16 protein-coding genes are annotated in these 19,408 nt (G+C 62.9%); 15 read left to right on the forward strand and 1 reads right to left on the reverse strand.

The annotated features are described in order from the left end of the window. Positions 1 to 6 precede the first annotated feature (6 nt). The 4 genes from RHM60_RS18310 to RHM60_RS18325 all read left to right on the forward strand — a co-directional run bounded on the left by RHM60_RS18310 (position 7) and on the right by RHM60_RS18325 (position 4,662). Complete coding sequence (locus RHM60_RS18310; protein ID WP_209987464.1) at positions 7 to 2,457, forward strand: glycogen/starch/alpha-glucan phosphorylase; 2,451 nt, start codon at positions 7 to 9, stop codon at positions 2,455 to 2,457. A 162-nt stretch (positions 2,458 to 2,619) separates the two neighbouring features. After that, positions 2,620 to 3,630 (forward strand): class 1 fructose-bisphosphatase, encoded by a 1,011-nt coding sequence (locus RHM60_RS18315; protein WP_209987467.1) that lies wholly within the window; start codon positions 2,620 to 2,622, stop codon positions 3,628 to 3,630. A 177-nt stretch (positions 3,631 to 3,807) separates the two neighbouring features. After that, the gene (locus tag RHM60_RS18320; RefSeq protein WP_209987470.1) at positions 3,808 to 4,062 is read left to right on the forward strand and encodes a hypothetical protein; all 255 of its coding nucleotides are present in this window, start codon (positions 3,808 to 3,810) and stop codon (positions 4,060 to 4,062) included. A 30-nt stretch (positions 4,063 to 4,092) separates the two neighbouring features. Beyond that, complete coding sequence (locus RHM60_RS18325; RefSeq protein WP_209987474.1) at positions 4,093 to 4,662, forward strand: lipocalin family protein; 570 nt, start codon at positions 4,093 to 4,095, stop codon at positions 4,660 to 4,662. 116 nt (positions 4,663 to 4,778) lie between these two features. On the opposite strand, the gene RHM60_RS18330 is transcribed toward RHM60_RS18325, so the two are convergent. Continuing rightward, positions 4,779 to 6,143 carry a formimidoylglutamate deiminase gene (locus RHM60_RS18330; RefSeq protein ID WP_322212417.1) on the reverse strand — a complete coding sequence of 455 codons (1,365 nt, stop codon included), beginning with the start codon at positions 6,141 to 6,143 and terminating at the stop codon, positions 4,779 to 4,781. 147 nt (positions 6,144 to 6,290) lie between these two features. Here RHM60_RS18330 and hutC point away from each other — a divergent pair, with 147 nt between their 5' ends. The 11 genes from hutC (at position 6,291) to hutG (ending at position 19,165) form a co-directional block, all read left to right on the forward strand. Then, positions 6,291 to 7,001, forward strand: coding sequence for a histidine utilization repressor (gene hutC / locus RHM60_RS18335; RefSeq protein WP_323571403.1), 711 nt, complete (start codon positions 6,291 to 6,293; stop codon positions 6,999 to 7,001). Continuing rightward, positions 6,998 to 7,558, forward strand: coding sequence for a HutD family protein (locus RHM60_RS18340; RefSeq protein ID WP_209987488.1), 561 nt, complete (start codon positions 6,998 to 7,000; stop codon positions 7,556 to 7,558). Before hutC ends, RHM60_RS18340 begins: the two co-directional genes overlap by 4 nt. A gap of 321 nt (positions 7,559 to 7,879) precedes the next feature. Continuing rightward, complete coding sequence (gene hutU / locus RHM60_RS18345; RefSeq protein ID WP_231422704.1) at positions 7,880 to 9,550, forward strand: urocanate hydratase; 1,671 nt, start codon at positions 7,880 to 7,882, stop codon at positions 9,548 to 9,550. A gap of 150 nt (positions 9,551 to 9,700) precedes the next feature. Further along, positions 9,701 to 11,158 carry a cytosine permease gene (locus RHM60_RS18350; protein ID WP_322212418.1) on the forward strand — a complete coding sequence of 486 codons (1,458 nt, stop codon included), beginning with the start codon at positions 9,701 to 9,703 and terminating at the stop codon, positions 11,156 to 11,158. Between the two features lie 69 nt (positions 11,159 to 11,227). Continuing rightward, positions 11,228 to 12,181, forward strand: coding sequence for an ABC transporter substrate-binding protein (locus RHM60_RS18355; protein WP_209987498.1), 954 nt, complete (start codon positions 11,228 to 11,230; stop codon positions 12,179 to 12,181). A 72-nt stretch (positions 12,182 to 12,253) separates the two neighbouring features. After that, positions 12,254 to 13,105, forward strand: coding sequence for an ABC transporter permease (locus RHM60_RS18360; RefSeq protein ID WP_209987501.1), 852 nt, complete (start codon positions 12,254 to 12,256; stop codon positions 13,103 to 13,105). Next, positions 13,102 to 13,926 (forward strand): quaternary amine ABC transporter ATP-binding protein, encoded by an 825-nt coding sequence (locus RHM60_RS18365; protein ID WP_209987504.1) that lies wholly within the window; start codon positions 13,102 to 13,104, stop codon positions 13,924 to 13,926. The genes RHM60_RS18360 and RHM60_RS18365 overlap by 4 nt, the downstream gene beginning before the upstream one ends. Before the next feature lie 136 nt (positions 13,927 to 14,062). Next, a complete protein-coding gene (locus RHM60_RS18370) occupies positions 14,063 to 15,571 on the forward strand; it encodes an HAL/PAL/TAL family ammonia-lyase (RefSeq protein WP_209987508.1) in 1,509 nt (502 codons plus the stop codon). Between the two features lie 25 nt (positions 15,572 to 15,596). Continuing rightward, on the forward strand, positions 15,597 to 17,135 hold the full coding sequence (gene hutH / locus RHM60_RS18375) for a histidine ammonia-lyase (protein ID WP_322212420.1): 1,539 nt from the start codon (positions 15,597 to 15,599) through the stop codon (positions 17,133 to 17,135). Positions 17,136 to 17,147: 12 nt separating this feature from the next. Further along, positions 17,148 to 18,353, forward strand: a complete 1,206-nt coding sequence (gene hutI, locus RHM60_RS18380) for an imidazolonepropionase (RefSeq protein WP_209987514.1) — start codon at positions 17,148 to 17,150, stop codon at positions 18,351 to 18,353. An 11-nt stretch (positions 18,354 to 18,364) separates the two neighbouring features. Then, the gene (hutG, locus tag RHM60_RS18385; protein WP_322212421.1) at positions 18,365 to 19,165 is read left to right on the forward strand and encodes an N-formylglutamate deformylase; all 801 of its coding nucleotides are present in this window, start codon (positions 18,365 to 18,367) and stop codon (positions 19,163 to 19,165) included. Positions 19,166 to 19,408: the final 243 nt, after the last annotated feature.

Raw genomic sequence — 19,408 nt, forward strand, 5'->3', positions numbered from 1 at the left:
CAATTGATGTCTCAGGAACCACTTGCACGAGAAGCAGAGGTAGCCGCATTTCGCGATGCCGTCTTGACCAAACTCACTTACGCGGTGGGCAAGGACCCGGATCACGCCTTCGACCACGACTGGTTCGAAGCCATTGCCCTGGCCGCCCGCGACCAGATGGTCGACCACTGGATGGACCACACGCGGCGTATCTACCGCAAAGGCCAGAAGCGGGTGTATTACCTCTCGCTGGAATTTCTTATTGGCCGCTTGCTCTACGACAGCTTGAGCAATCTGGGCGTACTGGAGATCGCGCGCGACGCACTGGCTGAGCTGGGCGTCGACCTTGAGCGCATTCGTCTGCTGGAGCCCGATGCGGCGCTCGGCAACGGTGGTCTGGGGCGTCTGGCCGCGTGCTTCATGGAAAGCATGTCCACCCTCGGCATCGCCGGGCATGGTTACGGCATCCGCTACGAGCACGGCTTGTTCCGCCAGGCGATTGTCGATGGCTGGCAACAGGAGCAGACCGAACGCTGGCTGGATTTCGGCAACCCATGGGAATTCGAACGCGCCGAAGTGATTTACCCGATTGGTTTTGGCGGCAGCGTCGAAACCCTGCCGGATGCGTCCGGCAAGATGATCCAGGTGTGGACGCCCGGCGAAACCGTGCGCGCGGTTGCCTACGACACGCCGGTGGTCGGCTGGCGCGGTGCCAGCGTCAATACCCTGCGCCTGTGGCGTGCGCGCGCCGTTGAGGACTTGCACCTGGAGCGCTTCAACGCCGGTGACCACTTGGGCGCCGTCGCCGAAGTGGCCCGCGCCGAAAGTATTTCCCGCGTGCTTTACCCGGCCGACAGCACCGAAGCCGGGCAGGAACTGCGCCTGCGCCAGGAGTACTTCTTCGTCTCCGCTTCGTTGCAGGATCTGCTGCGCCGCCACAAGAACATGCACGGCTCGGTCCTGAGCCTGGGCGAACACGCCGCGATCCAGCTCAACGACACTCACCCGTCCATCGCCGTGGCCGAACTGATGCGTCAACTGGTGGACCTGCACGACATTCCCTGGGAAGCCGCGTGGGACGTGACCGTCGAAACGCTGTCCTACACCAACCACACCCTGCTGCCTGAAGCCCTGGAAACCTGGCCGGTCGGCTTGATGGAGCGCATGTTGCCCCGGCACATGCAGATCATCTACCTGATCAATGCCCAGCACATCGACTCGCTGCGCGCCAAAGGCATCCACGATTTCGACGTGCTGCGCGCCGTTTCGCTGATCGAAGAAGACAACGGCCGCCGCGTGCGCATGGGCAACCTGGCGTTCCTCGGTTCCCACAGCGTCAACGGCGTATCCGGCCTGCACACCCAGTTGATGCGCAGCACCGTGTTCTCCGAACTGCACAAGCTCTACCCGGAACGCATCAACAACAAAACCAACGGCATTACCTTCCGCCGCTGGCTGTACCAGGCCAACCCCAAGCTCACGCAGATGCTGGTGGAAGCGCTGGGGCCGGACATTCTCGACACCATGGAAACCCGCCTGACGGAGCTTGAAACCTTCGCCGAGAAACAGGCCTTCCGCAAAGCCTTCGCCGACCAGCGCCTGCACAGCAAGCGTGCGCTGGCCGAGATCATCCATGAGCGCCTGGGCATTTCGGTCAACCCGGCGGCGATGTTCGACGTACAGGTCAAGCGTATCCACGAGTACAAGCGCCAACTGCTGAACCTGCTGCACACCGTGGCGCTGTACCAGGCGATCCGTGCCGAGCCGGGCACCGACTGGGTGCCGCGGGTGAAGATCTTCGCGGGCAAGGCGGCGGCGAGCTATCACCAGGCCAAGCTGATCATCAAGCTGACCAACGACATCGCGCGCACCGTGAACAACGACCCGACCGTACGTGGTCTGCTCAAGGTGGTGTTCCTGCCCAACTACAACGTGAGCCTGGCAGAAAGCATCATCCCGGCGGCGGACTTGTCGGAGCAGATTTCCACCGCCGGCTTCGAGGCCTCGGGCACCAGCAACATGAAGTTCGGCCTCAACGGTGCGCTCACCATCGGCACCATGGATGGCGCGAATGTGGAGATGCACGAGCAGGTCGGCGCCGAGCACATGTTCATCTTCGGCCTCAGCGCGCAGCAGGTGGAAGCCCGCAAGCACGCCGGTGAATTCAGCGCCGGGCCGGACATTGCTGCATCCCATCGTCTCAACGACGTGCTGCAGGCGATTCGCGGCGGGGTGTTCTCGCCGGATGATCCGGGCCGCTACGTGGGCCTGATCGACGGGCTGATCGACTACGACCGCTTCCTGGTGTGCGCCGACTTCGATTCCTACTGGGACGCCCAGGCACGGGTCGAAGCGCACTGGCACGACTCCAAGGCGTGGTGGCGTTCGGCGGTGCTCAACACCGCGCGCATGGGCTGGTTCAGCTCGGACCGCACCATCCGCGAGTACGCCACCGAAATCTGGAAAGCGCTCGACTAAACGCTGCAATGCACAGTGCGGGAGGGGGCTTGCTCCCTCCCGCATTGGATCTGTTGCCAGACCATGAACTCTATTGCGCTTAAATCCTCTGATGAGAGGATTTAAGCCCCGACTCGCGCTAAACTGCGCGGGTTTTCAGCCCCCCATTGTCCGGAGCCTTACATGTCCCGCGTTACCTTGAGTCGCTATTTGATCGAGCAGACCCGCAGCAATAACACGCCTGCCGATCTGCGCTTCCTTATCGAAGTGGTGGCGCGTGCCTGCAAGGAAATCAGCCACGCCGTGTCCAAAGGCGCATTGGGGGGTGTCCTGGGCAGCATGGGCACTGAAAACGTGCAGGGCGAAGTGCAGAAGAAGCTCGACGTGATCTCCAACGAGATCCTGCTCGAAGCCAACGAATGGGGCGGTCACCTGGCTGGCATGGCGTCCGAGGAAATGGACAATGCCTACCAGATCCCGGGCAAATACCCGAAGGGCGCCTATCTGCTGGTATTCGACCCATTGGACGGCTCGTCCAACATCGACATCAACGCACCGGTCGGCACCATCTTCTCGGTACTGCGTTGCCCCAACGAATACCTGAGCCAGAACGAAGCGCTGAACGAAAAGGCCTTTCTGCAGCCAGGCACCGAGCAGGTGGCTGCCGGCTACGCGATCTACGGCCCGCAGACCATGCTGGTGCTGACCCTGGGCGACGGCGTAAAAGGCTTCACCCTGGACCGCGAAATGGGCAGCTTCGTACTCACCCACGAAGACATCACCATTCCTGCGTCCACCCAGGAGTTTGCGATCAACATGTCCAACCAGCGTCACTGGGAAGAGCCGGTGACCCGCTATGTTGGCGAGCTGATGGCTGGCGAAGAAGGCCCGCTGAAGAAAAACTTCAACATGCGCTGGGTGGCTGCAATGGTGGCCGACGTGCACCGTATCCTCACCCGTGGTGGCTTGTTCATGTACCCACGCGACAGCCGCGAGCCGTCCAAACCGGGCAAGTTGCGCCTGATGTACGAAGCCAACCCGATGTCGTTCCTGGTTGAGCAGGCTGGCGGCGCGTCCACCGACGGTCACCAGCGCATCCTCGACATCCAGCCTGAAGGCCTGCACCAGCGTGTGGCGGTGTTCCTGGGTTCGAAGGAAGAAGTTGAGCGCGTGACGTCGTATCACAAGAAGTAAGCGCGTGCGATAAACAATCCGCCGTGTTGTGAGGCGGATCACCGTTGAAGAAGCCCCGAAACGTTTCAGCGTTTTCGGGGCTTTTTTTGTTTTTGCGCGTCGGGAACCAGACCCCCCTTTTCCCTTCTAAGGTTCTGGCAGATACCCACGCTGCTTCGCCCTTCCAGGAGTTTATCCATGTCGTTACGTCGTCTCGCCTTGCTGACTTTTTGCGTGCTGCTGGCCGCTTGCAGCAAGGTCAATCAAGAGAATTACGCAAAGTTGTCGGCCGGGATGCCCAAGGCTGAGGTGGAGTCGTTGCTGGGCACGCCGACTGACTGTTCCGGCGCACTGGGCATGTCCAGCTGCACCTGGGGCGATAAAAACAGTTTTATCAGCGTTCAATATGCCGGTGACAAGGTTGTGTTGTTTTCCGGGCAAGGCCTGAAGTAAACCGGGGCGCAAGCCTGCGGGAGAAGAAGAATGATGCGTTTTGTTTTGTTCCTTTGCGCCAGCCTGTTTTTGGCAGGCTGCGCCAGCCATTCTGGCGATGATCTGCAACCCAAGACCGCGAGCAACGTCAACCTCAAACGTTACCAGGGCACCTGGTACGAGTTGGCTCGATTGCCGATGTACTTCCAGCGCAACTGCGCGCAGTCGGAAGCCCGCTACAACCTGCTGCCGGATGGCGACATGTCGGTGTTCAATCGCTGCCTGACCACCGAGTGGAAGTGGGAAGAAGCCAAGGGCACCGCCACACCGCAAGTGCCGGGCAAGACCGACAAGCTTTGGGTGGAATTCAATAACTGGTTTACTGCGCTGCTGCCGGGCGTTGCCAAGGGCGACTACTGGGTGTTGTACGTCAGCGATGACTACAAGACCGCCATCGTGGGCAGCCCGAGCCGTCGCTACATGTGGATCCTGTCGCGTACACCAACGGTGAGCGCTGAAACTCGTGAAGACCTGCTCAGCAGGGCGCGGCAACAGGGCTATGACACCACACGCCTGATCTTCCGCACCTCGGACAAGCAGATGGCCAAGACCTCGCAATAACCTCGACAACACCCTGAACCGAATGTGGGAGGAAACTTGCTTCCGATAGCCGTGCATCAGTCGCTATATTCATGACTGACATGCCGCAATCGGGAGCAAGCCCCCTCCCACATTTTTTATCCGAGTAGAGTCCTCAACACCTGCGTGAAGGCCCTCGCGCTTTCCTCTTCGTCGGCATGATGCCCCTCGCGCACCACCCATTTGCCGTTCACCAGCACATCACGCACCTGCCGATCTCCTCCGGCGAACAGCCAGCGATTGAGAATCCCATCTCCGCTCGCCGTGGCCAGGTACGGATCATTACCGTCAAGCACGATCCAGTCCGCCCGCTTGCCCACTTCCAATCGACCCACCGGTTGCCCCAGCGCCTGGGCCCCACCGTCCAGCGCGGCATCAAACAGCGTGCGGCCGACCATCGGCTGATCGGAGCGATACAGACGATTGCGCCGCTGATCCCGCAACCGCTGGCCATATTCCAGCCAGCGCAATTCCTCCACCACGCTCAGCGACACATGGCTGTCGGAGCCGATGCCCATGCGCCCACCCTGGGCGAGAAAATCCACCGCCGGGAAAATCCCGTCACCCAGATTCGCCTCAGTGGTCAGACACAACCCTGCAATCGCACGGCTTCTGGCCATGCGCGCGACTTCGTCCGCATCGGCATGGGTGGCGTGCACCAGGCACCAGCGCTCATCGACCTGAACGTTGTCATACAGCCATTGCAGCGGACGCTTGCCGCTCCAGGCCAGGCAATCGTCAACTTCTTTCTGCTGCTCGGCGATGTGGATATGCACGGGGCACGCCTTGTCGCCGGCTGCCAGCACGTCGTGGATCTGCTGCGGGGTGACCGCGCGCAGCGAGTGGAAACACAGCCCCAGCTGCTGCGCCGGTTGTGCCGCCAGCATCGGTCGCAAGCGGGTCTGCAGGTCCAGGTAACTGTCGGTGCTGTTGATAAACCGCCGCTGGCCCTCGTTCGGCGCCTGGCCACCAAACCCCGAGTGGGTGTAGAGCACCGGCACCAGCGTCAGGCCGATACCGCTGTGGGCGGCCGCCTGGCTGATCTGCCGCGACAGCTCGGCGCGGTCGGCGTAAGGCTGGCCGCTGACATCGTGATGCACGTAATGGAACTCGGCCACCGAGGTGTAGCCGGCCTTGAGCATTTCGATGTACAGCTGGCGCGCGATCACCTGCAACTGGTCCGGGCTGATCTTGCCGACCATGCGGTACATCAGCTCGCGCCAGGTCCAGAAACTGTCATTCGGGTTGCCCGCCACTTCCGCCAGGCCGGCCATGGCGCGCTGGAAGGCATGGGAATGCAGGTTCGGCATGCCGGCCAACAGCGGGCCTCTGAGCCGCTCGGCGCCGTCTGCGTCGGCATTGGCCTCGACCCGAGTCAGCAGTCCGTCGACGCCCACCTCAAGGCGTACATCGTTGGCCCATCCATCAGGCAGCAGCGCGCGTTCGGCAAAGAATGCGGACATGATCAGAAGACTCCGGTCGTGTGTTTATTTGTATATACATATACAGACGTTTGCCTGCTCGGTAAACTCCGGCAATCTATGCTTCTTTTTTCCCTGCAAGGATTCCCTGTGCCGACTCCGCCTGCCAAGTCTTCGCTGGCTGCCCACATGGACGAAAGTCCGGCGCCCTTGTATGCCCGCGTCAAACAGATGATCAGCCAGCAGATTCTCAACGGTAACTGGCCGCCCCATTACCGCGTGCCGTCGGAAAGCGAACTGGTCAGCCAGTTGGGCTTCAGCCGCATGACCATCAACCGCGCCCTGCGCGAACTCACCGCCGAAGGGTTGCTGGTGCGCATGCAGGGCGTGGGCACATTCGTCGCTGAACCCAAGAGCCAGTCGGCACTGTTCGAAGTGCACAACATTGCCGATGAGATTGCCTCGCGCGGCCATCGTCATACCTGCCAGGTCATCCACCTGTGCGAAGAGGCTGCCGGTTCCGAGCGCGCCGTTGCGCTGGAAATGCGTGAAGGCGGGCGGGTGTTCCACTCGCTGATCGTGCACTACGAAAACGATATCCCCGTGCAGATCGAAGACCGCTTCGTCAACGCCGCAGTCGCGCCCGACTACCTGCAGCAGGACTTCACCCAGCAAACCCCCTACGCGTACCTCAACCAGGTGGCGCCGCTCACCGAAGGCGAGCACGTGGTCGAAGCGATTCTCGCTGACGCCGCCGAATGCAAACTGCTGCAGATCGAGCCGAGCGAACCCTGCCTGTTGATTCGCCGGCGCACCTGGTCGGGCCGTCAGCCGGTAACCGCCGCACGCTTGATCCACCCCGGTTCCCGGCACAGCCTCGAAGGGCGTTTCAGCAAATGAGTGAAGTCAGCGTGTGGCGCGCCACCGACTATGTGCGCATGCCCTGGAAAAATGGCGGCGGCAGCACCGAAGAAATCACCCGTGATGCAGGCGAAGGCCTGGAGGGGTTTGGCTGGCGTCTGTCGATTGCCGATATTGCCGAATCGGGCGGTTTCTCCACCTTCGCCGGCTACCAGCGCGTGATCACCGTGATCAAGGGCGCAGGCATGGTGCTGACCGTGGACGGCGAGGAGCAGCGCGGCCTCTTGCCGCTGCAACCTTTCGCCTTCAGTGGCGACAGTCAGGTGTCCTGCCGCCTGATCACCGGGCCGATTCGCGATTTCAACCTGATCTATTCGCCCCAGCGTTACCACGCGCGTTTGCAATGGGTGGACGGCGTGCAGCGCTTTTTCAGCACCGCGCAGACGGTGCTGGTGTTCAGCGTGGCGGATGAAGTGAAGGTGCTGGACCAGAAGTTGGGCCATCACGATTGCCTGCAAGTGGAGGGTAATACCGGCTTGCTGGATATTTCCGTGGCAGGCCGTAGCTGCATTATCGAACTGACCGCGCGCGGTTAAAAAATGTGGGAGGGGGCTCGCTCCCTCCCACATTTCTCGGCGGTGTTTACAAAACGGTGCACCAATTTGTTACCGAATGCCCCAGCGTGATGCAACTCCAGTGTTTCGCCCTCGTTGAAAACACCCACCCAGGAAATTTCACAAAGCCCCCAAAGCCTTAATGCTCAAGGCTCCCGTGTATTCGATAAAAAATTCTCCCTGACCGCCTCATCAAGTTGGCCGCTCGATTGCATATGCTTGTACATACAAGTAAAGGTGTGTGCGTAAGACTCTTCTTCCCCACGCACCTGTTCGCGCATCGATCGCCCAGGAGTCAGCGTTGTGACCAAGCCTACCCAGTTCCGTGATGTCGAAATCCGTGCCGCCCGCGGTAACAAGCTCACCGCTAAAAGCTGGCTGACCGAAGCGCCGCTGCGCATGTTGATGAACAACCTCGACCCGCAAGTGGCCGAGAACCCGAAAGAACTGGTGGTGTACGGCGGCATCGGCCGTGCGGCGCGCAATTGGGAGTGCTACGACCAGATCGTCGAGAGCCTCACCCATCTGAACGACGACGAAACCCTGCTGGTGCAGTCGGGCAAGCCGGTCGGCGTGTTCAAAACCCACAGCAACGCGCCGCGCGTGCTCATCGCCAACTCCAACCTGGTGCCGCACTGGGCCAGTTGGGAACACTTCAACGAACTGGATGCCAAGGGCCTGGCCATGTACGGCCAGATGACCGCTGGCAGCTGGATCTACATCGGCAGCCAGGGCATCGTCCAGGGCACTTACGAAACCTTCGTCGAAGCCGGTCGCCAACATTACGACAGCAACCTCAAGGGCCGCTGGGTGCTCACCGCCGGCCTCGGCGGCATGGGTGGCGCGCAGCCACTCGCGGCCACGCTGGCCGGTGCCTGCTCGCTGAACATCGAATGCCAGCAGGTCAGCATCGATTTCCGTCTGGCCAGCCGCTATGTCGACGAGCAGGCCACCGACCTCGACGACGCCCTGGCCCGTATCGCCAAATACACCCAGGAAGGCAAGGCCATTTCCATCGCCCTGCTGGGTAACGCTGCCGAAATCCTGCCGGAGCTGGTCAAGCGCGGCGTGCGCCCGGACATGGTCACCGACCAGACCAGCGCCCACGACCCGCTCAACGGCTACCTGCCGGCCGGCTGGACCTGGGACGAATACCGCGCCCGCGCCAAAACCGAGCCGGCCGTCGTGATCCAGGCCGCCAAGCAGTCGATGGCCGTGCATGTAAAAGCCATGCTCGAATTCCAGAAACAGGGCATCCCGACGTTCGACTACGGCAACAACATCCGCCAGATGGCCCAGGAAGTCGGCGTGGAAAACGCCTTTGATTTTCCGGGCTTCGTGCCGGCCTATATCCGCCCGCTGTTCTGCCGTGGCATCGGCCCGTTCCGCTGGGCTGCGCTGTCGGGCGACCCGCAGGACATCTACAAGACCGATGCCAAAGTCAAAGCGCTGATCCCGGACGACGCCCACCTGCACAACTGGCTGGACATGGCGCGTGAACGCATCAGCTTCCAGGGCCTGCCGGCGCGTATCTGCTGGGTCGGCCTGGGCCAGCGCGCCAAGCTGGGCCTGGCGTTCAACGAAATGGTACGCAGCGGCGAGCTGTCGGCGCCGGTGGTGATTGGCCGGGACCACCTCGACTCCGGCTCGGTCGCCAGCCCCAACCGCGAAACCGAATCCATGCAGGATGGCTCCGACGCCGTGTCCGACTGGCCGCTGCTCAACGCCTTGCTCAACACCGCGAGCGGCGCGACCTGGGTCTCGCTGCACCACGGCGGTGGCGTGGGCATGGGCTTCTCCCAGCATTCGGGCATGGTCATCGTCTGCGACGGCACCGATGAAGCGGCCGAACGCATCGCGCGGGTATTGCACAACGACCCGGCCACCGGGGTGATGCGGCATGCGGACGCCGGCTACCAGATCGCGATCGACTGTGCCAAAGAGCAGGGCCTGAACCTGCCGATGATCAAATAAAGACCGGCTCGGTTGTTGTGGGAGCCGGGCTTGCCCGCGATGCAGGCGACTCGGTTTGTCAGTAAGACCGAGGTGATGCCATCGCAGGCAAGCCAGCTCCCACAGAAGAGCAATGCGCATGCAGAACAATCCATCAGAGGTTGAACAACAATGGCTGTAAATGACGCTCGTGCAAGCAGCACCCCGCTGATCGAAAAACGTTCGATCGACTACATCCCGGAAGCGGAAAGACACGGTCGTCTCTTGAGCCAGTTCACCCTGTGGCTCGGCGCCAACCTGCAGATCACCGCCATCGTCACTGGGGCCCTGGCCGTGGTGCTGGGCGGTGATGTGTTCTGGTCGTTGATCGGTCTGTTGATCGGCCAACTGATCGGCGGCGGCGTCATGGCCCTGCATGCGGCGCAAGGGCCCAAGCTCGGCCTGCCGCAGATGATCTCCAGCCGTGTGCAGTTCGGGGTGTACGGCGCGGCCATCCCGATTGTGCTGGTGTGCCTGATGTACCTGGGCTTCACCGCCACCGGCACCGTGCTGTCCGGCCAGGCGCTGGGCCAGCTGTTCGGCGTCAGTGACAGCACCGGTATCCTGATGTTCGCCAGTGTCATCGTGCTGGTCACGGTGCTTGGCTATCGGGTGATCCATTTCATCGGCCGCGTCGCCAGCGTCATTGGGGGGGTGGCGTTTGTCTATCTGTTCAGCCGCCTGATGAGCCAGGCCGACGTTGGCGCGCTCCTGCAAATCCGTCACTTCAGCTGGAGCAGTTTCCTGCTGGCGGTGTCGCTCGCGGCCTCCTGGCAGATCGCGTTCGGCCCGTATGTGGCGGACTATTCACGCTACCTGCCGAGCCGTACGTCCTCACTGAAAACCTTCCTCGCCGCCGGTGCCGGTTCGGTGATCGGCGCGCAGGTGGCGATGATCCTCGGTGTGTTCGCCGCCGCGTTGTCCAACGGGCAATTCGCCGGTCACGAAGTGGCCTACATCGTCGGCCTGGGCGGCACGGGGGCTACCGCTGCGTTGCTGTATTTCAGCATCGCGTTCGGCAAGGTCACGATTTCCACCCTGAACTCCTACGGCAGCTTCATGTGCATCGCGACCATCATCAGCGGCTTTCGCGGTCGCCTCGAAGTCACGCGCTGGCAGCGTCTGGGGTTCGTGCTGGTCATCGTCGGCGCGGCAACCCTGATCGCGCTGCTCGGCCAGCACTCGTTCCTCGGTGCGTTCAAGTCGTTCATCCTGTTTCTGCTGGCGTTCTTCACGCCGTGGAGCGCGATCAACCTGGTCGACTATTACTGCATCACCCGCGAGCGCTATGACGTGCCGGCCCTGGCCGATCCGAACGGACGCTACGGACGTTGGAACCTGCTGGGCATCAGCGTCTATGTGTTTGGCGTGCTGGTGCAGTTGCCGTTCATTTCCACCCAGTTCTACACCGGCCCGCTGGTGGCCGCCCTCGGTAACGTGGATATCTCCTGGATCATCGGCCTGGTGCTGCCCGCCGGCCTGTATTACCTGTGCGCAAAAAAATGGCACAGCGCGGTACCTGACCACCTGATCCTGCCGCCAGAGCAGGGCGCTGCGCCAATAAAAACCAGGCCGGTTGCACAGGCCTGATGGGACGTGGACAGGGCAGGACGCCTACTGACTGCCGTAATCCATTTCAAGATTGGGAGCGTCACCACAATGAAAATACATAAGACCCTGCTGGCCACTCTGTTTCTGGCAAGCGCCGGCGCCCAGGCGGCCGGTTGGTGCGAATCCGGCAAGCCGGTGAAGTTCGCAGGCCTCAACTGGGAAAGCGGCATGCTGCTGACCGATATCCTGCAAACCGTGTTGGAAAAAGGCTACGACTGCAAAACCGACAGCCTGCCGGGCAACTCCATCACCATGGAAAACGCCCTGGGCAGTAATGACATTCAGGTGTTCGCCGAAGAGTGGGTGGGCCGCAGCGAAGTCTGGAACAAGGCCGAGAAGGCCGGCAAGGTCGTGGGCGTCGGCGCGCCTATCGTCGGTGCGATCGAGGGCTGGTACGTGCCGCGTTACGTGATCGAAGGCGACGCCAAGCGCAAGCTTGCCGCCAAGGCGCCGGACCTGAAGAACATCGCAGATCTGGCCAAGTACGCCCAGGTGTTCAAGGACCCGGAAGAACCGTCCAAGGGCCGCTTCTACAACTGCCCGGCCGGCTGGACCTGCGAACTGGACAACAGCGAAATGCTGAAAAGCTACGGCCTGGAGAACACCTACACCAACTTCCGCCCGGGCACCGGCCCGGCGCTGGATGCGGCGGTGCTGTCGAGCTACAAGCGTGGCGAGCCGATCCTGTTCTACTACTGGTCGCCGACGCCGCTGATGGGTCAGGTCGACCTGGTCAAGCTGCAGGAAAAACCCGGCGTGGATAAAAGCGTGAGCATCAAGGTCGGCCTGTCCAAGGCATTCCATGAACAGGCGCCGGAACTGGTGGCCGTGCTGGAAAAGGTCAACCTGCCCATCGACCTGCTCAACCAGAACCTGGGCCGTATGGCCAAGGAGCGCATCGAATCGCCGAAACTGGCGAAAATATTCCTCAAGGAACATCCTGAGGTCTGGCACGCCTGGGTCAGCGACGAGGCCGCCAAAAAAATCGACGCGGCCTTGTAGGTCAAGCGCGTCCGGCTACCCTGAAAGGCTGGCCGGGCGCCTGGCCACACCCCATTGGATCGAGAGCACGCTATGTTTCCTGAGAGTTTTACGTTTTCCATCGCCGACTGGGTCAACGAGTGGGTGGACGCATTGGTCACCAACTACGGCGATGTGTTCCGGCACATCTCCGACACCCTGCTGTGGGCCATCGTCAACCTGGAAGGCCTGCTGCGCGCCGCGCCCTGGTGGCTGATGCTGGCGATTGTCGGCGCCATTGCCTGGCACGCCACGCGCAAGGTGGTGACCACCGCCGTGATCGTCGGTTTGCTGTTTCTGGTGGGCGCCGTGGGCCTGTGGGACAAGCTGATGCAAACCCTGGCGCTGATGATGGTCGCCACGGTGATCTCGGTGCTGATCGGCATTCCGCTGGGCATCCTGTCGGCGCGCAGCAATCGCCTGCGGTCGGTGCTGATGCCGCTGCTCGACATCATGCAGACCATGCCCAGCTTCGTGTACCTGATCCCGGTGCTGATGCTGTTCGGCCTGGGCAAGGTGCCGGCGATCTTCGCCACGGTGATCTACGCCGCGCCACCGCTGATTCGCCTCACTGACCTGGGTATTCGCCAGGTTGACGGCGAAGTCATGGAAGCCATCAACGCCTTCGGCGCCAACCGCTGGCAGCAACTGTTCGGCGTGCAATTGCCGCTGGCCCTGCCGAGCATCATGGCCGGCATCAACCAGACCACCATGATGGCGCTGTCGATGGTGGTGATCGCCTCGATGATCGGTGCCCGTGGCCTGGGTGAAGACGTACTGGTCGGCATCCAGACCCTCAACGTTGGCCGTGGCCTTGAAGCCGGCCTTGCGATTGTGATTCTCGCGGTGGTCATCGACCGCATTACCCAGGCCTATGGTCGTCCACGGCATGAGGCGAGCAAATGACGAGCGTCAGCAAAATCGAAGTGCGCAACGTATTCAAGATTTTCGGCAACCGCTCCAGGGAGGCCTTGGCGCTGATCGGCCAGGGCAAGACCAAGGACCAGGTGCTGGCCGAGACCGGCTGCGTGGTCGGGGTCAATGACCTGTCCCTGAGCATCGCCACCGGCGAGATCTTCGTGATCATGGGCCTGTCGGGTTCCGGTAAATCGACCCTGGTGCGCCATTTCAACCGTCTGATCGACCCCACCAGCGGCGCGATCCTGGTGGACGGCGAAGACATTCTGCAGCTGGACATGGAAGCGCTGCGCCAATTGCGTCGCCACAAGATCAGCATGGTGTTCCAGAGCTTCGGCCTGCTGCCGCACAAGAGTGTGCTCGACAACGTCGCCTATGGCCTCAAGGTGCGCGGCGAAAGCAGGCAGGTGTGCGCCGAACGTGCAGCGCACTGGGTCGACACCGTAGGCCTCAAGGGCTACGAAAACAAATACCCGCACCAGCTTTCCGGCGGCATGCGCCAGCGCGTCGGCCTGGCCCGCGCGTTGGCCGCCGACACTGACATCATCCTGATGGACGAAGCCTTCAGCGCCCTCGACCCGCTGATCCGCGCCGAGATGCAGGACCAATTGCTCGAGCTGCAAAAGACCCTGCACAAGACCATCGTGTTCATCACCCACGATCTGGATGAGGCCGTGCGCATCGGCAACCGGATTGCGATCCTCAAGGACGGCAAGCTGATCCAGGTCGGCACGCCGCGCGAGATTCTGCACTCGCCGGCCGATGAGTATGTGGACCGGTTTGTTCAGCGGCGGGCGGCGGTGGTCTGATCAGGGTTTTGTGGTGAGGCGACTGGCCTCATCGGGAGCAAGCCCCCTCTCACATTTGAAATGCGCTTCCCTGTGGGAGGGGGCTTGCTCCCGATAGGGCCGGCAACGCTGCACAAACATTGAAGAAGGTACAAAGATGCCCCAGCCAGCAACAATCCTCATCGCCGACGCTCCCCTGCGCTGGCAGGACGTGGTCGCCGTCGCCCGCCACGGCGCCGTGCTCGAACTGTCGGGCCAGGCCTGGGCGCGCATCGACAATGCCCAGGCCATCGTGCAGCGCATCGTCACCAGCGGCGAGCGCGCCTATGGCGTCAACACCGGGCTGGGGGCGCTGTGCAATGTCTCGCTTGAGGGCGAACAGCTCAGCCAGCTGTCGCGCAACACCCTGCTGAGCCACGCCTGCGGCGTCGGCCCGGCGCTGAGTGACGAGCAGACCCGCGCGATCATCTGCGCCGCCATCATCAACTACAGCCACGGCCATTCCGGCCTGCATCGGCAGGTGGTGCAAGCGCTGCTGGCGTTGCTCAACCACGGCATCACCCCGCAAGTGCCGTCCCAGGGATCGGTGGGTTACCTGACCCATATGGCCCATGTCGGCGTGGCGTTGCTGGGAATTGGCGACGTCAGCTATCGCGGCCGGATCGTCCCGGCGCAGGACGCACTGAAAGCAGAAGATTTGCAGCCCGTGATGCTCGGCGCCAAGGATGGTTTGTGCCTGGTCAACGGCACGCCGTGCATGACCGGCCTGAGCTGCCTGGCCCTGGCCGACGCGCATCACCTGCTGCAATGGGCCGACGTGATCGGCGCCATGAGCTTCGAGGCCCAGCGCGGCCAGCTCGATGCGTTTGACGAAGAGATCCTCGCCCTCAAGCGCCACCCCGGTATGCAGCGCGTCGGCAGCAACCTGCGCGCGCTGCTCGCCGGCAGTGAAGTGATCGCCGGCAGCAGGGGCATCCGCACCCAGGACGCCCTGAGCCTGCGCTCGATCCCGCAGATCCACGGCGCCTCGCGCGATCAGGTGGAGCACGCGACCCGCCAGATCGAAACCGAGCTCAACGGCGCCACCGACAACCCGCTGCTGCTTGGCACGCCGGACCATTACCGCGTGGTGTCCCAGGCCAACCCCCACGGTCAGTCCGTGGCCATGGCCGCCGACCTGCTCGCCATCGCCATGGCCGAAATCGGCGCGGTGGCCGAGCGGCGCCTGGACCGCCTGATCAACCCGCACGTCAGCGGCCTGCCGGCCTTTCTGGTGAGCAATCCCGGGGTGAACTCCGGAATGATGATCGTGCAATACGTCGCCGCGTCGCTGTGCGGCCAGAACCGCCAGCTGGCGCAACCGGCGGTGCTCGACAACTTCGTCACCTCGGGCCTGCAGGAAGACCACCTGAGCATGGGCACCAACGCCGCGCTCAAGCTGCACCAGCTGCTGGCCAACGTGACGCGGATTCTGGCCATCGAATACCTGCTGGCAGCCCAGGCGTTCGAGTTTCTCAAGGACCAGCGCTTCGGCGCAGGCACCGATCGCGCCTGGCGTCTGCTGCGCGAGGTGGTCCCCGCGTATGAGCAGGACCGCTGGCTGGCGCCGGACATTGAAGCCGCCGCCAGGGTGCTCACCGACACTGCATTACCGAATTTGCATTGAAATCAAAAAATAATTCACAAGGAGCATGAACGTGACTGCACTCAACCTGATTCCAGGCCAACTGAGCCTTGCCCAACTGCGCACCGTCTACCAGCAGTCGGTCACCCTCAGCCTGGATGACAGTGCATCGAACCAGATCGAAGCCAGCGTCGCCTGCGTGGAACAGATTCTCGCCGAGAACCGCACCGCCTACGGCATCAACACCGGATTCGGCCTGCTGGCCTCGACCCGCATCGCCAGCGAAGACCTGGAAAACCTGCAGCGCTCGCTGGTGCTGTCCCACGCCGCCGGCGTCGGCGAACCCATCAGCGACGCGCTGGTGCGGCTGGTCATGGTGCTCAAGGTCAACAGCCTGAGCCGCGGGTTTTCCGGGATCCGTCGCCAGGTGATCGACGCGCTGATCGCGCTGATCAACGCCGAGGTCTACCCGCACATTCCGCTCAAGGGTTCGGTGGGTGCCTCCGGCGACCTCGCGCCCCTGGCGCACATGTCCCTGGTGCTGCTGGGCGAGGGCAAGGCGCGCTACAAAGGCGAATGGCTGACGGCCGTGGACGCGCTGAAAATCGCCGGCCTCACGCCGCTGACCCTCGCCGCCAAGGAAGGCCTGGCGCTGCTCAACGGCACCCAGGTGTCCACCGCCTACGCCTTGCGCGGGCTGTTCGAAGGCGAAGACCTGTTTGCCGGCGCGCTTGTCTGCGGTGGCCTCACGGTTGAAGCGGTACTGGGCTCGCGCTCACCGTTCGACGCGCGAATCCACGCTGCGCGCGGCCAGCGTGGGCAGATCGATGCGGCGGCGGCTTACCGATCGCTGCTCGGCGACAGCAGCCAGGTGTCGCAGTCGCACCAGAACTGCGACAAGGTGCAGGACCCTTATTCCCTGCGCTGCCAGCCGCAAGTGATGGGCGCCTGCCTGACCCAGTTGCGCCAGGCGGCCGAGGTGCTGGCGGTCGAAGCCAACGCGGTGTCGGACAACCCGCTGGTGTTCGCCGCCGAAGGTGATGTGATCTCCGGCGGCAACTTCCACGCCGAGCCGGTGGCGATGGCCGCCGACAACATGGCGCTGGCGCTGGCTGAGATCGGCGCGCTGAGCGAGCGGCGCATCTCGCTGATGATGGACAAGCACATGTCGCAATTGCCGCCGTTTCTGGTGGGCAATGGCGGGGTCAACTCAGGCTTTATGATCGCTCAGGTCACAGCCGCCGCGCTGGCCAGCGAGAACAAAGCCCTCGCTCATCCCCACAGTGTCGACAGCCTGCCCACCTCCGCCAACCAGGAAGATCACGTATCGATGGCCCCGGCCGCCGGCAAGCGTCTGTGGGAAATGGCCGAGAACACCCGAGGCATCCTTGCCGTGGAATGGCTGGCAGCCTGCCAGGGCCTGGACCTGCGCGAAGGCCTCAACACCTCGCCGGTACTTGAACAGGCCCGAGGCTTGCTGCGCGATAAAGTGGCGTTCTACGACAAGGACCGCTTCTTCGCTCCGGACATCATCGCCGCCAGCGAACTGCTTGCCGGTCGCTGCCTGAACGAGCTGGTGCCGGCGCAGTTGCTGCCGAGCCTGTAACGAGGAGGTTGGATGAAAACCCTTTGGCAACACTGTCACGTCGCAACCATGGCTGACGGCACCTACTCGATCATCGAGGATGCCGCCCTGGTCACCGCCGATTCGCTGATCGAATGGATCGGCCCGCGCAGCCAGTTGCCGGCGGCGGACTACGCTCAGGTGCATGACCTGCGAGGCGCCTGGGTCACCCCCGGGCTGATTGACTGCCATACCCACACCGTGTTCGGCGGCAACCGCAGCGGCGAATTCGAGCAGCGCCTTCAGGGCGTGAGCTATGCCGAGATCGCCGCTCAGGGCGGCGGCATTGCCAGCACCGTGCGCGCCACGCGTGCCGCCAGCGAAGACGAGCTGTTCGCCAGCGCCCACAAGCGCCTGCGCAGCCTGTTGAGAGACGGCGTGACCACGGTGGAGATCAAGTCCGGCTACGGCCTGGACCTGGCCAACGAACGCAAGATGCTGCGCGTGGCCCGTCGCCTCGGTGACGCGCTGCCGGTGAGCGTGCGCGCCACGTGCCTGGCCGCACACGCACTGCCGCCGGAGTACAAGGACCGTGCCGACGATTACATCGAGCATATCTGCAACGAGATGCTGCCGGCCCTGGCAGCAGAGGGGCTGGTGGATGCGGTCGACGCGTTCTGCGAGTACCTGGCGTTTTCCACCGAGCAGGTGGAGCGCGTGTTCAAGGTTGCCCGGCAGCTTGGCTTACCGGTGAAGCTGCACGCCGAGCAATTGTCGTCGCTGCACGGCTCCAGCCTGGCGGCACGCTACCACGCGCTGTCGGCCGATCATCTGGAGTTCATGACCGAGGAAGACGCCATCGCCATGGCCGCCTCTGGCACTGTCGCGGTATTGCTGCCGGGCGCGTTCTACTTCCTGCGCGAAACCCAGCTGCCGCCGATGGACGCCCTGCGCAAACACGGCGTGAAAATCGCCATCGCCAGCGACCTCAACCCCGGGACCTCGCCGGCACTGTCGGTGCGCCTGATGCTGAATATGGCGTGCACCCTGTTCCGCATGACGCCGGAAGAAGCCCTGGCCGGCGCCACCCGGCATGCGGCCACCGCGCTGGGCATGGGCGACACCCATGGTTCGCTGGAGGTGGGCAAGGTCGCCGATTTTGTCGCCTGGCAGATTGATCGCCCCGCCGACCTGGCCTACTGGCTGGGCGGCGACCTGGACAAACGCGTGGTGCGCCACGGCGTCGACGTCACTGTGTAAGGAGCATTGCTGTGGATAAGGTTCTGAACTTCAAACAAGGCCGCACGCCGCTGCTGATCAGCATGCCCCACGCCGGCCTGCGTCTCACGCCTGCGGTCGAGGCCGGGTTGATCCCCGAGGCACAAAGCCTGCCGGACACCGACTGGCACATCCCCACGCTGTACGACTTTGCCGAGGCGTTGGGAGCCAGCACCCTCTCGGCGGAGTACTCGCGGTTTGTCATCGATCTGAACCGGCCGTCGGACGACAAGCCGCTCTACGCCGGCGCTACCACCGGGCTGTATCCGGCGACATTGTTCGATGGTGTGCCGTTGTTCCTGGAAGGGCAGGTGCCGTCCGACGAGGAGCGCGTGACCTACCTGCAAAAGATCTGGGGCCCTTACCACCGTCAACTGCAGGAAGAGCTCGCGCGGCTGAAGGCCGAGTTCGGCTATGCGTTGCTGTTCGACGCACATTCGATCCGCTCGGTGATCCCGCACCTGTTCGACGGCAAGTTGCCCGACTTCAACCTCGGCACCTTCAACGGCGCCGCCTGCGACCCGGCGTTGGCCGGCCGGCTGGAAGCCGTTTGCGCCGGTCACCCGCAGTACACCCATGTGCTCAACGGACGCTTCAAGGGTGGCCATATCACTCGGCATTACGGTAACCCGGCGCAGGATATCCACGCGGTGCAACTGGAGCTGTGCCAGAGCACCTACATGGAAGAGGTTGAACCGTTCCGCTATCGCCCTGACCTGGCGGAACCGACGCGGGTGGTGCTCAGGCAGTTGCTTGAGCAGATGCTGGCCTGGGGTCAGGCGCGCTATGCATAGACACAACACAGAACGCCTGTGGAAGGGAGAAAGCCCGCTAACGTTGACTTTCAGGTAACCACATCCCTGTGGCGAGCGGGCTTGTCCCGCGTTGGGCTGCGCAGCAGCCCTGAAACCATGCTCTGCGAAGGGTCAGGTACACCGCGTTTTCCTTGATAGGGGGCGCTTCGCACCCCAACGCGGGGCAAGCCCGCTCGCCACAGAGGCTCCAGTTTGCGCCGTGGCAGCGCTAAGTGCCCCACA

Source organism: Pseudomonas sp. MH9.3, assembly GCF_034354675.1.
GTDB lineage: Bacteria > Pseudomonadota > Gammaproteobacteria > Pseudomonadales > Pseudomonadaceae > Aquipseudomonas.

Excerpts from the sequence above, each read along its gene's own strand:
- RHM60_RS18310 (WP_209987464.1), top strand. The coding sequence starts at position 7 with ATGTCTCAGGAACCACTTGCACGAGAAGCAGAGGTAGCCGCATTTCGC.
- RHM60_RS18315 (WP_209987467.1), top strand. The coding sequence starts at position 2,620 with ATGTCCCGCGTTACCTTGAGTCGCTATTTGATCGAGCAGACCCGCAGC.
- RHM60_RS18320 (WP_209987470.1), top strand. The coding sequence starts at position 3,808 with ATGTCGTTACGTCGTCTCGCCTTGCTGACTTTTTGCGTGCTGCTGGCC.
- RHM60_RS18325 (WP_209987474.1), top strand. The coding sequence starts at position 4,093 with ATGATGCGTTTTGTTTTGTTCCTTTGCGCCAGCCTGTTTTTGGCAGGC.
- RHM60_RS18330 (WP_322212417.1), bottom strand. The coding sequence starts at position 6,143 with ATGTCCGCATTCTTTGCCGAACGCGCGCTGCTGCCTGATGGATGGGCC.
- hutC (WP_323571403.1), top strand. The coding sequence starts at position 6,291 with ATGGACGAAAGTCCGGCGCCCTTGTATGCCCGCGTCAAACAGATGATC.
- RHM60_RS18340 (WP_209987488.1), top strand. The coding sequence starts at position 6,998 with ATGAGTGAAGTCAGCGTGTGGCGCGCCACCGACTATGTGCGCATGCCC.
- RHM60_RS18350 (WP_322212418.1), top strand. The coding sequence starts at position 9,701 with ATGGCTGTAAATGACGCTCGTGCAAGCAGCACCCCGCTGATCGAAAAA.
- RHM60_RS18355 (WP_209987498.1), top strand. The coding sequence starts at position 11,228 with ATGAAAATACATAAGACCCTGCTGGCCACTCTGTTTCTGGCAAGCGCC.
- RHM60_RS18360 (WP_209987501.1), top strand. The coding sequence starts at position 12,254 with ATGTTTCCTGAGAGTTTTACGTTTTCCATCGCCGACTGGGTCAACGAG.
- RHM60_RS18365 (WP_209987504.1), top strand. The coding sequence starts at position 13,102 with ATGACGAGCGTCAGCAAAATCGAAGTGCGCAACGTATTCAAGATTTTC.
- RHM60_RS18370 (WP_209987508.1), top strand. The coding sequence starts at position 14,063 with ATGCCCCAGCCAGCAACAATCCTCATCGCCGACGCTCCCCTGCGCTGG.
- hutH (WP_322212420.1), top strand. The coding sequence starts at position 15,597 with ATGAACGTGACTGCACTCAACCTGATTCCAGGCCAACTGAGCCTTGCC.
- hutI (WP_209987514.1), top strand. The coding sequence starts at position 17,148 with ATGAAAACCCTTTGGCAACACTGTCACGTCGCAACCATGGCTGACGGC.